General features: G+C 39.4%; 13 protein-coding genes and 1 pseudogene. 5 read left to right on the forward strand and 9 right to left on the reverse strand.

What is annotated here, in order from left to right; genetic code table 11:
- Positions 1-142: 142 nt before the first annotated feature.
- Together ACHFIZ_RS03965 and ACHFIZ_RS03970 are read right to left on the reverse strand one after the other, a co-directional pair.
- Entirely contained in the window at positions 143-1,411 is a 1,269-nt protein-coding gene (locus tag ACHFIZ_RS03965) for a glucose-1-phosphate adenylyltransferase (RefSeq protein ID WP_410883081.1), read from the reverse strand.
- A 14-nt stretch (positions 1,412-1,425) separates the two neighbouring features.
- Positions 1,426-2,832, reverse strand: coding sequence for a glycogen synthase (locus ACHFIZ_RS03970; protein WP_410883083.1), 1,407 nt, complete (start codon positions 2,830-2,832; stop codon positions 1,426-1,428).
- Between the two features lie 245 nt (positions 2,833-3,077).
- Here ACHFIZ_RS03970 and ACHFIZ_RS03975 point away from each other — a divergent pair, with 245 nt between their 5' ends.
- The 4 genes and pseudogenes from ACHFIZ_RS03975 (at position 3,078) to ACHFIZ_RS03990 (ending at position 5,421) form a co-directional block, all read left to right on the forward strand.
- Entirely contained in the window at positions 3,078-3,353 is a 276-nt protein-coding gene (locus ACHFIZ_RS03975; RefSeq protein WP_410883085.1) for a hypothetical protein, read from the forward strand.
- Positions 3,354-3,446: 93 nt separating this feature from the next.
- Positions 3,447-3,920, forward strand: a complete 474-nt coding sequence (locus tag ACHFIZ_RS03980) for a transposase (protein ID WP_410883087.1) — start codon at positions 3,447-3,449, stop codon at positions 3,918-3,920.
- Between the two features lie 110 nt (positions 3,921-4,030).
- A pseudogene (locus tag ACHFIZ_RS03985) lies at positions 4,031-4,267 on the forward strand (transposase); the annotation flags it as partial.
- Positions 4,264-5,421, forward strand: a complete 1,158-nt coding sequence (locus ACHFIZ_RS03990; protein WP_410883089.1) for a virulence RhuM family protein — start codon at positions 4,264-4,266, stop codon at positions 5,419-5,421. The pseudogene ACHFIZ_RS03985 and the gene ACHFIZ_RS03990, both read left to right, overlap by 4 nt.
- 647 nt (positions 5,422-6,068) lie before the next feature.
- Here the strand turns inward: ACHFIZ_RS03990 and ACHFIZ_RS03995 are convergent.
- The 7 genes from ACHFIZ_RS03995 to ACHFIZ_RS04025 form a co-directional block, all read right to left on the reverse strand.
- Complete coding sequence (locus tag ACHFIZ_RS03995; protein ID WP_410883091.1) at positions 6,069-6,503, reverse strand: DUF6680 family protein; 435 nt, start codon at positions 6,501-6,503, stop codon at positions 6,069-6,071.
- Positions 6,504-6,677: 174 nt separating this feature from the next.
- Positions 6,678-7,928 (reverse strand): sulfate adenylyltransferase subunit 1, encoded by a 1,251-nt coding sequence (locus ACHFIZ_RS04000; RefSeq protein WP_410883093.1) that lies wholly within the window; start codon positions 7,926-7,928, stop codon positions 6,678-6,680.
- Positions 7,928-8,833: a sulfate adenylyltransferase subunit CysD gene (cysD, locus tag ACHFIZ_RS04005; RefSeq protein WP_410883095.1), complete on the reverse strand. Its 906-nt coding sequence runs from the start codon at positions 8,831-8,833 to the stop codon at positions 7,928-7,930. The genes ACHFIZ_RS04000 and cysD overlap by 1 nt, the downstream gene beginning before the upstream one ends.
- Positions 8,834-8,848: 15 nt before the next feature.
- A complete protein-coding gene (locus ACHFIZ_RS04010) occupies positions 8,849-9,553 on the reverse strand; it encodes a phosphoadenylyl-sulfate reductase (protein WP_410883097.1) in 705 nt (234 codons plus the stop codon).
- Positions 9,554-9,555: 2 nt separating this feature from the next.
- Entirely contained in the window at positions 9,556-11,085 is a 1,530-nt protein-coding gene (locus tag ACHFIZ_RS04015; RefSeq protein WP_410883099.1) for a TSUP family transporter, read from the reverse strand.
- Between the two features lie 5 nt (positions 11,086-11,090).
- Positions 11,091-11,879: a uroporphyrinogen-III C-methyltransferase gene (gene cobA, locus ACHFIZ_RS04020; protein WP_410883101.1), complete on the reverse strand. Its 789-nt coding sequence runs from the start codon at positions 11,877-11,879 to the stop codon at positions 11,091-11,093.
- A gap of 21 nt (positions 11,880-11,900) precedes the next feature.
- A complete protein-coding gene (locus ACHFIZ_RS04025) occupies positions 11,901-13,985 on the reverse strand; it encodes a nitrite reductase (RefSeq protein ID WP_410883102.1) in 2,085 nt (694 codons plus the stop codon).
- A 602-nt stretch (positions 13,986-14,587) separates the two neighbouring features.
- Here ACHFIZ_RS04025 and rpoN point away from each other — a divergent pair.
- Complete coding sequence (gene rpoN / locus ACHFIZ_RS04030) at positions 14,588-16,060, forward strand: RNA polymerase factor sigma-54 (protein WP_410883104.1); 1,473 nt, start codon at positions 14,588-14,590, stop codon at positions 16,058-16,060.
- Positions 16,061-16,068: the final 8 nt, after the last annotated feature.

A 16,068-nucleotide genomic window follows, 5' to 3' on the forward strand; every position in this document is an offset into this window, starting at 1 on the left:
CAAATATCTGGGAAGGCTCGCAATGAAATTATTGCTGTTGCATTTTTTGCAACTAGAAAAAATGTTTCGGATATTGGCTTAACCATTACCCGAAACATTATAAAGATGCATCATGGAAGCTTAGAAGTTGCTTCCGTAAAGGCTATACTTGCGTGCCATCTGGTATCACCGCACCTTTTTTAACAACAACGATTCCGTCCTTCACTGTATACAGATCGAAGTCACCATCTTCTAAATGATTACCACCCTTAATAGTAACATCGTTACCAATACGACTGTTTTTGTCCACAATAGCATTGATAATTGTGCAATTATCCCCAATTCCAATCATTGGTTTAACATTGTCTTTATCTTCCTGAATTTCCTCAAGAGTCTGATATTTATCACTACCCATGATGTAGCAACTTTGAATATGGGTTCCTACTCCAATTCGCGACCTAATTCCTATAACAGCATGCTTAATACTTTCAGCTTGTAAAATACAGCCTTCCGCAATAATAGTCTTATCCAGCGTTGTTCCAAGAATCTTCGATGGAGGTAACATGCGGGCACGCGTAAAAATACTATGGTTATGGTCAAATAAATTAAATTTTGGAATATCATCTGTTAAGCCAAGATTGGCCTCAAAAAACGAAGATATATTACCTATATCTGTCCAATAGCCTTCATATTGGAAGCTCAAAACATCATATTCGGTCAGCATTCTTGGGATAATCTCTTTACCAAAATCCTTCTCGTCCGCGTTTTCCGCAAAGATTTTTACCAACAGATCCTTATTGAAAATGTATATTCCCATTGAAGCAAGGTAATCACGACCCTCAGCGTGCATTTCCGGGCCGGTATCTGATGTCCAGTCTTCTAAGTTGGTCTTAGGCTTTTCAATAAACGAGGTAATGATATTGTCTTCATTGGCCTTAAGGATCCCGAAGTCTGGTGCATCTTTAGCATTTACGGGAATTGTCGCTAACGTCACCTGTACCCCGGCTTCAATGTGTGCATTTACCATCTCTTTGAAGTCCATTTGATACAATTGATCGCCTGAAAGGATCAACACATATTCGAATTCATGGTTCAACAGGTGATGCATTGTCTGCCTTACCGCATCTGCCGTTCCCTGAAACCATGTAGGGTTTTCAGGAGTCTGCTCCGCCGCAAGAATATCGACAAAAGCATCACTGAAATGACTAAAATGATAGGTATTTTTAATGTGCTTATTTAATGAGGCCGAGTTAAACTGGGTCAGAACGAACATACGATGTATGCCTGAGTTTAAACAGTTAGAAATTGGAATATCAACCAACCGGTACTTCCCTGCAATTGGAACTGCTGGTTTTGATCTCGTTTGTGTAAGTGGAGCTAGCCTGGAACCTTGACCACCGCCAAGAATTACACCTAATACTTTTTCAGTCATACTTTATTTATTGTTTATATTTGGTATAGATTTATATACTCTTGAGCCGCTTTATCCCAAGAATGATCGATGTTCATCATAAACTTACGGATTTCTTTTACTTTTTTCTTGTCTGAGTATAATTCCATAGCTCTACTGATCGCGCGTCCAACATCCCAAACATTGGTTTGATCATGACAAATGCCAAATCCACCATCTCCTATATCAATCACTGTATCTTTCAATCCCCCAATTCGTCTCACAATCGGAACTGTTCCATATCTCAACGCATACATCTGGTTCAATCCGCATGGCTCTACCCTGCTTGGCATCAGGAGAAAATCCGCCCCAGCATAAATCTGATGGGACAACTTCTCATTATAACCGATGTAAGCATTATAGTTCCCAGGGAATGCCTCCTTCAGCCCATTTAACCAGTTTTCCACATTAGGATCTCCCGACCCCAAAACAAGCACGTTAATTCGGCCCTTAAACTGCAGCAACGCATTGTAAAATATTTCAGGTAACAGATCAGCACCTTTTTCTCCAACAAGTCTACCTATAAAAGTGAACAATGGTTTACTCGCATCTAGATTAAAAACACGACATAAGGCCTCTTTGTTTGCTCTTTTTCCATTATCCACCGTTCTTAAATCAAATTGTTTTTCCAGCATCGCATCAGCCGAAGGATCCCAAACCTCGTTGTCGATCCCGTTTAAAATTCCAACTGATTTACCGCGTTCCCGCGCAAAAAGCGCCTCTAATCCATTTGCTTTATGGCTGATCTCATCTAAATAACTAGGTGACACGGTAGTTACCCTCCAAGCACATTTTATAGCCGAAGCCAAAGGATTGATTGAGCCTTTCCAATCCAACATTGCCGTTTTCCACACATCAAAGGCTGGGAGATAATTCAGTTTATCCCAGCCAAACTGTCCCTGATATTGTGCATTGTGAATTGTCAAAACTGTCGGAATTTGTCGCAGGTGGCGATATTGATTACAATATGATGTCATGAAAGGCACCAAACCAGTATGGTGATCATGACAATGGATCACATCCGGACGGTGTTCCCATTGCGCAATCCAGTCCAGAACTGCGATTTGGAAAGCGAGGAACCGCTCGGTATCATCCGGGTAACCATACACGTTAGGTCGATCCATCAAGCCTGCAATGTGCACCAGAAAAAGATCAAAGCCCAGTTTATTTGTTTTCTCTCTAAATATTCTGACAGGGAAATTTTGGAAACCCAGTTTTCCCCAGCCGTCATATACCACTTCGAACTCATTTTCTCTTAAAAACTTGGTTTCGTAAGCGGGCATAACCACCTTGGCCATATGTCCGATCTTATTTTGATATTTTGGTAATGCCCCAACCACATCTCCCAGACCCCCTACTTTAGCAATAGGATAACATTCTGCACTCAGGTGTATAATTTCCATTCTGTAGTATCGATTAGTTTAAAGGTTCTAAGAGTTACTCAAATTAAGTAATAACACATAGAAAGCAAATAAGTATAACAAATAATTTAAAATTGTTTTAAGGGATGGGTTGGCCCATTAGGCTTCGTGAAGAGACTGGAACAAAATTTATGTAATGATATGTTGATTATTTTGAGTGGTATAAAGATTAATAACTTTACGCTATTGCATATGGAGCAGGCTCAACTATACCTGACGACTATCTTATGCTCCAGGTGAGAAATCCGGAGAAGCTAGAAGCAAAATACTGCTATGAACTCAACACGCCACCTGAGTTGGTTGACAATATGTTTGTGCTCATGCTTCAGCATCTCGAATATCAGTTCCCAGATTATACTGCTTTCATCTCTTACAAGGAAGGAAAAAACTATGTCGTAGTTACCAACAAGGAATACGGAATCCTCCTTAGCGAAAAACCCTTACACTCCAGAGGAAAGCAAAAAAATAAGGTATTTATATATAAAGCTAACCAAAGGATTTAATTGTACAAACTAACCTGATTAGTATTTATTTCAACTTTTATATATTATTTTAACCAATATTAACTACATTTTCCGTAGTTAATCGATAATCATATGTCCGATACAAGCTACAAAACAATTTTAGATTTAGTAAAAGAATTCCCTGACGAGCGTTCCTGCCATCAATACTTAGCATCCCAAAGATGGGATACAGGCGAGATAATTTGTCCTCATGATAATTGTGGTCATAACCAATCTTATGTATTTGCTGATGGTATTCGTTACAAGTGTAAGAAATGTAAAACGCTATTCACTGCTAAGACAGATACATTCATGGAAGGTAGTAAACTATCAACTATCAAATGGCTTTTAGCTATGTATTTAGTAATGCATAAAAAAGGCATTAGTTCTGTTCAGTTAGCAAAAGATATTGGTGTAACTCAAAAAACAGCATGGTTTGTTTTACAACGTGTTAGATGGGCGCTTGGTAATGAAGATGAAGAGCCATTTGAGGGAAATATCCAACTTGATGAAACTTTTGTTGGCGGTAAGAATAAAAACCGTCATGCTAATAAGAAAGTAAAGTAATCACAAAGACGTAGCTTTAAAGACAAAACACCTGTTATGGGTATGCTGCAAGAACAAGAATACGAAATGGTAGAACGCCCTAATAAAAACGACCTGGAGTTGACCATGCTAGTAAACAGTATGTAAATGAAGGTGGATATACAAGCAACGCATTGGAAGGGTTTTGGACACAGTGTAAACTTTCAGTTCATGCTACCTATGTTAGACCAACACGTAAACATCTTCAAAAATACTTCTATGAATTTGCGTTCCGTTACAACTATTGTAATTTAGGTGTGCAAAATCAAATGGAAGTAATTGTAGATAGAATGGTTTGTAGATTGAAATATAAAGACTTAATAGCATGAGTGAAGAATTAACAACCAATTCTGATTTTTTATTCTACACTTCTAACGAAGGTAAAGTAAAAGTTCAGGTGATTTCAGACGGTATGACAGTTTGGGCTTCCCAAAAAGGAATGAGTGATATTTTTGGGACAGTAAGAGAAAATATCACTATCCATCTTAATAACATATTCAATGACAGTGAGTTGCTTGAAAGTTCAGTATGTAAAGAAATTTTACATACTGCCAATGATGGAAAGAAATATAAAACAAGATTTTACAATTTAGACGCTATAATATCTGTTGGATATAGAATAAATTCTTTTCAGGCAACTCAATTTAGAAAGTGGGCAACCAATATTTTAAACGAATATTTAATCAAAGGATTTACTTTGGATGACGAAAGGTTAAAACAAGGAACTAAAATATTTGGAGTTGATTATTTTCAAGAATTATTAGAACGAATTCGAGAAATAAGGGCATCTGAAAGGCGCTTTTACCAAAAGATTACCGACATATACGCACAGTGTAGTATTGATTATGATGCAAATTCACCTATATCACAAACTTTCTTTGCAACTGTTCAGAATAAATTAGAGTATGCAATAACTCATAAGACAGCAGGAGAAATAGTAAAATCAAGAGCTAATTACCTACACCCAACGATGGGATTAAGTACATGGAAAAATGCTCCTAGCGGTAAAATATCTAGGTCTGATATTTCAATAGCTAAGAACTACTTAACAAAAGAAGAGCTATCCGAGCTAAATGCTGTAGTAAATATGTATTTAGACTATGCTGAGTTGCAAGCTAACAGAAACAAAACAATGAAAATGAGTGATTGGATTGATAAAATGGATGCATTCTTGAAATTCAATGAATATGACTTACTAAGAAACTCTGGGTCTATCACTGCTAAGGTTGCAAAGATTTTTGCAGAGAAACAATTCGAAAAATTCAGAATAATTCAGGATAAAAACTTTGAATCTGATTTTGATAAAATATCAGTTAAAGCACTTAAATCTAAAAATTTGATAAAAGATATTGGTAATAAAAATCCTCTTATACCGCCTTTAACCAATCTTGGTACCCTTCCTCCTAAAAAGGAAAGTAGCGGTGATTCCGAATTCGATGCTAAATTAAATAAAGCTATAAAGAAGGGAAAGCCTAAAACCTAGTCAATATCTAGTATTCCATTGTCCCTTTTTTTGATTCTGAAAACATTAATGGTTGTATTTACAATATCATATGTCAACATTATAGATAGGAATGTTATAATCGTAAATGTTAATCCAATCATAAAAGAATCTATAGTATTCATTGTCCAAAAATAGTATAAAAATCCTATCAGGTTTATTACAGATACTATTGGGCAAACCCACACAGCAAAACCTTCGTAAGGACAAATAAACGTTATCAATGCCGTTAATAGTGTCGATAACGAACTAAATATCGAGATCATCATTTTTATGATTATTGTACCGACCATTATAAATAAGAACCAAAATAGAAATACATTCAGTTTCAAGTTTAAGTAACCTAATCCATTAAGTATTTTTCCCATCACCCAACCAAAAACCAAAAATATGACTGCCACAGATAAGGAGCAAACAATTACGTACGCAATTGCTCTAAATATGTTAAATATCGTCCTCATATCTTATTCTAAGGAGTTGTAAAGACATAACTACCTCCGTAACCAGATACAGTGTGCAAGGTGGCATCTTCTAACTTATGAAAACCTTAAAAAAAGATTTTGGCACGCTTGCTAATGTCGCCCTGAAATACAAAAACTTTCATATTCTTAAAAAGAAAGAAAAAACTGTTAAGGCTCGGTTTTATCGGGTTTGCCTCCATATCGTTGGATATATGCTTCGGGCAAGTAATAGTGTGCTATATCGCTTTCTACAATCCCGCTATAACCGCAGTCTTTTGCCATGGCAAGGATTAATGCACGAAGAATACGTTCATGTTGACCAGTCGCAAAAATTGGAACATCAAGACTGTCAAAATACTGATGGCAAAGTTTCCTAACAGATGATGAGTCGTAAAAATAAACATCAATCATATTAAGAGCTTTTACAAAATCATCTTCATATGCCTTAATACCACGGTAAGCCATAAGAATGGCTAAAATATTCTTTTTATCTCTTTTATTTTCTGATATTTTTTGATAGATAAAACCTAAGAATGCACCAATTCCTGACGCAATAAGTGTCGCAAGTATAGCTCCAACAGTAATGTAATCTTTGTTTTCCATAATTTAGAGTTTGTTTAGACTTATAAGATGCTAATTAATCAATCCTTTGGTTGGGTTTGTATATAAATACCAAATATAAAAAAGACACGACCTATTAAAAAAGAACACAGCAGTGGAAGATCCACTGCTGTGTTCTGCTTGTTCGCAGAGTTTGCAAAAAATGAGCCTAACCAACTAATCCGCCACTGCCCTAAACATCAAGGCTGCTGCTGTTAAGTTTGTGCGATTATCGATCAAAATAGCGGCACCATTCGCTTTGTTATCTGTATAAAAATCAAACGGTAGTGAATCTGCTGTCTTGATGATCACCCTGCCTATATCATTCAGCTTAAAATCATAAGCATCCTCTTTCTCTAACGTGTTAATGTCAACCTTATAAACAATCTCACGGATCTTACATTTTGTTATTTTACTGTTGTGCTGAAGCAAATAAGTGATGCTTTCATCAAGTGGTCGCGCATCCATCCAGCATACATCTGCTTCTATTAATTGTGAATTTTGCGGCAAGTGATCTGAATTCACAAGCACATCACCCCTGCTAATATCGATGTTGTCACGCAAATGAAGGGTTACCGACTGACCCGCAACGGCTTCCACTGGTCTTTGATCAAATATCTCGATGCGTTCAATAACTGAAGTATTGCCTGATGGCAACACAGTCACCTTATCGTTTACGCTAAAAGCACCGCTTAACACGCGACCTGCATATCCCCTGTAATCGTGTAACTCATCTGTTTGCGGCCTAACCACCCATTGCACTGGCATGCGGGCCAGGTTATATTCCGGACCAACTTCCACATCTACCGTCTCCAGGAAATGAAGCAGACTTGCTCCCTGATACCAAGGCATATTCTCAGACTCATTCACCACATTGTCGCCTTTCAAAGCACTAACAGGAATGAACGAAACATCCTTTAACCCTAAATCCACAGCTAGTTTTTTATACCTTTCAACGATGGTATTGAACACAGTTTCGCTATACTCCACCATATCCATCTTATTCAAACAAACCACCACGTGCTCTATTCCCAACAACGAAACCAGATAAGAATGTCTGATTGTCTGCTCTACAACGCCATTTCTCGAATCAATCAAAATGATCGCTAGTTTAGCGGTCGACGCACCCGTAACCATGTTACGGGTATATTGAATATGACCCGGCGTATCGGCGATAATGAACTTACGCTTAGCAGTTTGAAAGTATTTGTAAGCCACATCAATCGTGATTCCCTGCTCCCGCTCAGCCCTCAATCCGTCTGTTAAAATAGCGAGGTCAATCGTGCCATCGTCATTCTTCCTGTTAGACTGCTGCAAAGCTTCCAGCTGGTCTGCAAGTATAGAATCTGTATCATATAAAAGCCTGCCAATCAATGTGCTTTTTCCGTCATCAACACTGCCGGCTGTAAAAAACTTTAATAAATTCATTAAAAATATCCTCCTTTTTTGCGGTCTTCCATAGCAGCTTCAGATACTTTATCGTCCATGCGGGCACCACGTTCACTTATTTTTGAAGCACTAATCTCGGCGATGATGTCATCCAACTGATCAGCATCAGATGCTACCGCAGCAGTACAGCTCATATCGCCGACTGTACGGAATCGCACTCTTTTATGTTCTACTACATCATCAGAATCCATATTTAAGAATGGAGAAGCAGCCATCAGCTGTCCATTTCGAGTAATCACATCTCTGTCATGCGCGAAATAAATACTAGGCAACTCAATTTTCTCTCTCTTTATATAGTTCCAAACATCCAGCTCAGTCCAGTTGCTAATGGGGAAAACACGTACATTTTCTCCCTTATGGATCTTGCCATTGTAAATGTTCCAAAGCTCAGGACGTTGCCTTTTTGGATCCCACTGACCAAACTCATCACGCACCGAAAAGATCCTTTCTTTAGCCCTAGCTTTTTCTTCATCTCTTCGGGCACCACCAATACAGGCATCAAAACCATGCAAGGCGATGGTATCCAATAAAGTAACCGTCTGCAACGCATTTCTACTCGCATTTTTTCCCGTCTGCTCCACCACTTTTCCCTGATCAATAGACTCTTGAACGTGACCAATGATGAGTTTCTCACCAATTCGCTCAATCATCTCATCTCTATACGTAATCGTTTCTTCAAAGTTGTGACCAGTGTCAATGTGTACCAATGGGAAAGGGAACTTACCCGGTCTGAATGCTTTTTCAGCTAACCTAACCAGGGTAATAGAATCTTTACCACCAGAAAATAGCAGTGCAGGTTTCTCAAATTGCCCCGCCACTTCACGTAAAATGTGAATAGCCTCGGCCTCTAATTCATCTAAATAATCTAAATTATACTTACTCATGTTTCATTTTCGCAATTACGTTGTGGCATGTAAGCCACATTCTTTCTTAGATTGGTCTTCCCACCACCACCTTCCGGCCCTAAAGTCTTCTCCTGGAGCAACAGCTCTGGTACAAGGCGCGCATCCTATACTTGGAAATCCCTTATCGTGCAAAGTATTGTAAACTATATTGTTTATCTTAATATATTCCTTCAAATCATCCAACGACCAATCAAAGATCGGATGAAACTTTATCATCTGGTTTTGCTCATCCCATTCCAAGTTTGACATGTCATGCCTGTTGAGAGATTGCTCAGACCTGATGCCAGTAACCCATAAAGTATTACCCGTTAAAGCCCGTTTCAAAGGCTCCATTTTACGGATGTAACAGCAGTGCTTTCTATTGTCTACCGACTCATAAAAGCTATTTGGTCCCTTGGCACTTACCATATCTTGCAGCAATTCTGCGTTAGGATGATAAGCAACGATGGGCTTTTTATAAATATCCAGGGTTCTATTCCAAACGTAGTAAGTTTCTGGAAATAACCTCCCTGTTTCCAGGGTAAAAACTTTTATCGGAATATCATTCGCAAAAATCATATGTGTGATCACTTGATCTTCCCAGCCAAAACTAGTGGAGAAAACGATCTTTCCCGCATAATGTTCCGCAAAATATCTTAATGCCTCCACCGGATCAAGATTTTTTATCTTTTCTGCAATAGCCGTAAAATGCTCCCTCATGATCAGACCAATTTAAGTATAAAGTTTATGATGCTGCGTAAGCTGACTAAAATTACGATGATACCAACAGAGAACATGATCGCTTTCGCAGAAATTTTATTAGACACTTTCGCCGCAATCGGAGATGCCAGAGCGCTCCCAATTACTAGTCCTGCTACCGCTTCCCAATGCTTTCCGTTTAGCATGGTGATAAAAGTAAGTGAACTCATCAAAGCGATGAAAAACCTGGTGATCTTTACAGTACCTAAAGAAAATCGAGGGCTCCGGCCGCCTGCAATCAAACTGGAAAGTACAATAGAGCCCCATCCTCCGCCACCAACGGCGTCAATGAAACCACCAAAAGCACCCAGCAAAGAGATCTTCTTGATCTTCCCACCTTTATGCCGTCCTTTAACATTTATTTTTATTGCTTTTGATAGAATTACACCTCCCAAAATCAGGGTATATAACGATACAAAAGGCTTGGTATAATTGCTATAATGCTCTAACGAGGAGAGTAAATAGGCTCCAGAAACAGCTCCCAGGATCCCCGGAATCAGCAAAAGCTTAAAAAGCTTCCAGTTTATATTGCCAAAACGGTAATGCATCCAACCCGCAATACCGTTACTTAAAATCTCTGATAAATGGACACCCATACTCGCCGAAGCCGGCGGCACACCCATAGCCAATGAAAACGAGGTCGACGTCACGCCGTACGACATTCCAATTGCCCCATCAATCATCGAGAAGATGAAGCCTCCAAGCAAAAACCAGTAAAATATAGGATTTATATTGGCTACAAAAGCTTGAAACTGGGGTTCCTTATTCCAAAATGCAGTGATCACGATAGCAAAAGAAAACACAATCGCCAGCCAGATCAGCCATTTCAAGCTCACCCGAGTGTCTGTAAAAACCGATTTAGCGTCACTTTTCAGAACTTCAACACCCGCTTCAACAGACGTTTCTTCCAAAGAGGCATCTTCCACCAAAGTGGCAGTAACTTCGTTCAACCTCTTCACTTTAGCAGCAAAATCGCCATTCAGTGTATTTCTAAGCGCCTGCATTTGCTGCAGGGTGTCATTCAGCTCGTTCGGCAAACTATCGTTCAAAACTTCCTTTAACCGCTTTGCAATCGTTGGCGATTTACCATTGGTAGATATAGCGATCTTTAAATCACCTTTTCTTACTACAGCTCCAAGGTAAAAATCACACAATTCAGGCTTATCGGCAAAGTTAGCCAGCAAGTGGCGCGACTGCGCCAATACCCTCACTTCTTCATTTAGAATAGCATTATTGGTTGCAGCAACTATTAGGTCAATACCATCCAGATCAGCAGGTTCGAAACCCTTCTGTACCAGATTAACATGTTCAAAATCAGCAGCCATTTCTGTCAACTCAGAACAAATCTCTAAGGCTACTACAGTCACCCGGGCATTCGGACTATTGTCCAATATAGCCGTTAACTTCTCTAAACCAATTGGCCCTGCCCCAATGAGCAAAGTATGAATGGTATCAAGCTTTATGAAGACAGGAAATAATTGATTGCCTATCATTGATACTAAATCTCTTCTTTCAATGACTGATAAAAGTCCTTGATAGGTTGGAAAGATGGATGTAAAGAAACCACTTCTCCAAATATCAGTAAGGCCGGTGCTTGAATTCCTTTTTCCGCAACCACCTCAACAATAGTATCCACCAAACCTATCCCAAGTTTCTCGCTTTCAGTTGAACCGCTTTGAATCGCAGCTACCGGAAGTAATCCTTTTCCTTCATTCTGGAACAACTTTACGATCTCTTTCAGCTTACCCAAACCCATAAGCACCACTACAGTGGCCTTTGAGCGAGCAGCTTCATACAAGTCGTTAGAGATTTGTCCGCTAGCAGTTGTACCCGTAACTACCCAAAAACTTTCACTCAATCCCCTGTGGGTAACCGGTATTTGTTGTAAACCAGGTACAGAAATCGAACTTGATAACCCAGGAACAACCGTAACAGGTATGCTATAACCGGCAGCGAAATCCAATTCCTCGTATCCCCTTCCGAATACAAACGGATCTCCGCCTTTTAAGCGAACCACATGGCCGAAATTCAAGGCATAGTCTACCATCAATTTATTTATGGCTTCCTGTCCGAACGAATGCTCTCCAGACCGCTTACCAACGTAAACTTTTATCGCGTCAGGATTTGCGTAATCCAATACCCCATCATTTACAAGGGCATCGTAAAGCACAACATCAGCGGTCTTCAAGGCATTTGCCCCCCTCATGGTGATCAACTCAGGATCACCCGGACCAGCACCAACTAAGGTAATCCTTGGCTCCTTGTTATTTATATTTTTTGTACTCATGTTAATCTTCTCCCTATTCCGTTAAAGCGCCTTTTTTGTTTTGATCTGGGCGATAAAATCTCTTACCTGCCCTAAATAAGCCGTAGCAAATTCTTCAGTCGGCTCATTTTTATTGATCTGTAATACCACTTCGTTGAAAGTGCCCGGCAAAGTGAATTCGCCAGTCTCAACATAATTGATATCAAACTCACGGATCACACCGATTTGAGTGCTGCTGCTCACCCCTTTATCCAATAGCATCGCCTTCGCACTGCTCACAAATACGGCGTAACTGTGATAAATGGCGTCCGACCATGCGCCTGCTTCGTACGAAGCCTCTGCCCATTCCAGTTTCTCAAACCCTTCCAGTAATAAAGTGGCCACTAAATCGATTACTACACCAGCACACTCACCTACCCCGATTGCGGTTGCAAAAGTTTCCTCATGTCCCCAATCCACATATTCCTCATCTTTCAGATTGGTTAAATCCGCCAATGGCTTTAACAATTGATAAAAATAATCCTTTCCTTGTCTGTCGTAATAACTATGGAAGCTTTCCTTTTCTTCCGCAACACCGGCGTAATCATTGAGCAATGTCCTTAAAATATCAGTAGCACGCTTCGAAGGCGCTTTAATCACACGCTCTGCTACCCTGCCTTCCCCATTTCCAACCGTTCCACCGCCAAGCAACACTTGTACAGCCGGAACTACTTTACCGTTTGCTTTCACAGAACTACCGTGGAAGCCAATATGAGCCAATCCATGTTGTCCACATGAATTCATACAGCCACTAATCTTAATTTTCAGGTCTTTATCGTAGATCAACTCCGGATATTCTTCATAGATCACCTCCTCTAATGCTACAGAAAGCGTCATGCTGTTCGAGATCCCAAGGTTACACGTATCTGTACCCGGACAAGTGGTCACATCTGCAATACTATCAAACCCTGGCACCGCAAACCCCAATGGTTTCAAAACTGCGTATAACGATGGCAAAGCATCTTCCCGAACAAATTTCAATAGCAGGCCTTGATTCTGCGTAATGCGAATTTCATCAGCAGCAAATGGTCTGATTGCTTTTACCAGCTCACGGGCAAGCTCCGTTTTAATGTCGCCTTTGGATACCTTGATGTAAACGCCAAAGAAACCTTCCTGCTTTTGAGGAACTGCGTTCGTAGCACGCCAATGCTTATAATCCAAAGAATGGATCACCTCATCCAAAACTGGAAGCGTTATCGCTTCAGGCAATTTAGGCGCAGGAACAGTATTTCTATCAATCTTAAACGACTTCGATTTATTGGCGATCCTTTCTTCCTCCACCAATCTCAACACTTCGTCAAGACCTAATTTCTGTACTAAATATTTTAATCTTGCTTTATTTCTATTGGTTCTTTCGCCGTAACGGTCGAACACTCTTAAGAGCGATTCGGCATACGGGATGATTTGATCTTCATGAAGGAAATCAAAGATTGGAGCCGCCAGAAAAGGCTGTGCACCCAATCCACCAGCGATCATTACCTTGAAACCACGCTCACCCTGTTCATTGATCTTTGGGATAAAACCAAGGTCATGAATATAACTGTAAGCAGTATCTCTTTCATCAGAAGAGAAGGAAAATTTGATCTTCCTGCCCATTTCCTGACAAATCGGATTTCTCAAGAAATAGCTAAAGAAAGCATGTGCATATGGCGAAACATCGAATACTTCATTCGGATTGATACCCGAATCTGGTGAAGAAGTAACATTCCGAACAGTGTTTCCGCAAGCTTCTCTCAACGTAATGTCATCGCGTTCCAAATCTTCCCAAAGTTGAGGCGTCCTATCCAGACTCACGTAATGAATTTGAATATCCTGTCTTGTTGTTAGGTGAAGATTTCCACTCGCATATTCATCAGAAACGTCTGCAATGCGAAGCAGTTGCTTAAACGTTACTTTACCAAATGGGAGCTTAATACGTACCATTTGGACCCCAGGCTGGCGTTGGCCATATATACCACGGGCTAATCTAAGGCTTCTAAATTTCTCATCATGAATATTACCCTCGCGAAATAACCTGATCTTTTTCTCAAGATCAATGATGTCTTTTTCGACAATAGGATTCTCTAACTCTGTTCTAAAGCTTTGCATCTAAGTTTGGTATTATGTATAAAAAAGCTCCTCTTCCAGGCGACTGGTGAAGCTCGAAGTATTGTTTGAAACAGTTCCTGATTTTCATGTTCCCCTAAGTAAGTGAACATGAAATAATGGATGGATTTAACTATCTTCACGAAGCAAATATATAAAGTATATAGGTTTTGTAGTATAAATATTTAGTATTTTTTGTGAAAAAAAGTTATTAGCTGTAGTTAAAAAAGGATTCACTACTTTAGAATATTTTAATTTCGTGTTTGAAATGTTTATGAGGCGACTCCCGATTTAGTTCAACTTACCGTATACTTAAGTTTGAGATCAGTCGGGTTGTGGTTTGGATGAAGCCGCCCTCCGGCCGCAGTGAGGCCGCGGTTATGCCGCCTTTTCTCTAGGCAAAAGGCGGCCTCACCCCGAGCTCATGGCGAAAACATGGCGGTTTCGCCCAAACCACAACCCGACCCTGATGATAACCCAACCCAGACAAGTCTTTCACTCAAACTAGTCTTTATCCGACAATAACATAATACATACGAAATTGCTTTATGTTCTTGAAAATGCCTATTTTTGAAACTGGTATATTAATACCGATTAATCTTCTTATGCTTAAACAACATCTACAACAAAAATTACTTCAAAAGTTATCTCCGCAGCAAATTCAATTCATCAAATTGTTGCAGGTACCCACTGTTGCACTAGATACTCGTATTAAAGAAGAATTAGAAGAAAATCCAGCGCTAGAAGATCCCAGCCTTATGATTGCGGAAGAGCCGAAAAGCGAATATGACGATTTAAACGATACACCTGAAGACCATGATTCCGGCAGCAAAGAGGAAAATACGGATGAGTTTAATGTAGACGACTATTTGCAGGATGACAATACTAACGATTACAGCACATCGTATAATAATAGTGATGATGATGAAGAAAAAAAGGAAACTCCAATAGCCATCGAGAGTACTTTTTTTGAAAGTCTGCAAGAACAATTAGACCTTGTACCACTGTCAAATCCTGATTTCATTATTGGCAAACAAATCATAGGCAGTTTAGATGATGATGGTTATCTGCGCAGACCAATCACCTCTATGATCGACGACCTTGCATTTTCTCAAAATGTGATGGTTGAAGAAGAAGATGTTTTGGAAATGTTAAAGGTAATTCAAAGCTTCGACCCTCCGGGGATTGCTGCAAGAGATTTACAAGAATGCTTAACACTTCAATTAAAGAGAAAAGATCCAAATAACCTGACTATCCAAAAAGCCATTGAAATTGTTGAGCATCATTTAGATGAGTTCACCCGTAAGCATTACGATAAATTAGAACGGTCTTTAGGATTAAATAGCGAGGATCTCAAGGAAATCATCGGAGAAATTTTGAGATTGAACCCTAAACCAGGAGATTCTAATCAAGTAACGACTAAACAGCTACAGATCATACCAGACTTTCATGTTTCGAACAATGATGGGGTACTTATTCTTACACTTAACTCCAAAAATGCACCAGAGTTGCGGGTAAGCAGGTCTTACATTGATATGTTTGATCACTACGATAAAGCTGCTACAAAAGACAAAAAACTAAAAGAGGCAGTACAGTTTGTAAAGCAAAAATTAGACTCCGCGAAATGGTTTATCGATGCTATCAAACAGAGACAGCAGACATTGCTTAAAACAATGAATGCGATCATGCAATACCAATACGAGTATTTGCTTACAGGTGATGAACGCAAAATGCGCCCAATGATCTTAAAAGATATTGCTGATAAGATTGATATGGATATCTCTACGGTTTCCAGGGTTGCAAACTCTAAGTACGTACAAACTGAATTCGGAACCTTCTTATTGAAATCTTTCTTCTCTGAGGCAATTCAAACTGAAAGTGGTGAAGAGGTATCCAACAAGGAGGTTAAAAAAATTCTGGAAGATTGCATTGGAAGCGAAGACAAACGTAAACCTTTGGCTGATGAAAAGCTAACTGATATCCTTAAGGAAAGGGGTTATAACATCGCTAGAAGGACCGTTGCCAAGTATAGGGAACAAATGAATATTCCTGTTGCACGTTTGCGTAAAGAGTTGTAATAAAACTT

Source organism: Pedobacter sp. JCM 36344, from assembly GCF_046546555.1.
Classification (GTDB): Bacteria; Bacteroidota; Bacteroidia; order Sphingobacteriales; family Sphingobacteriaceae; genus Pedobacter.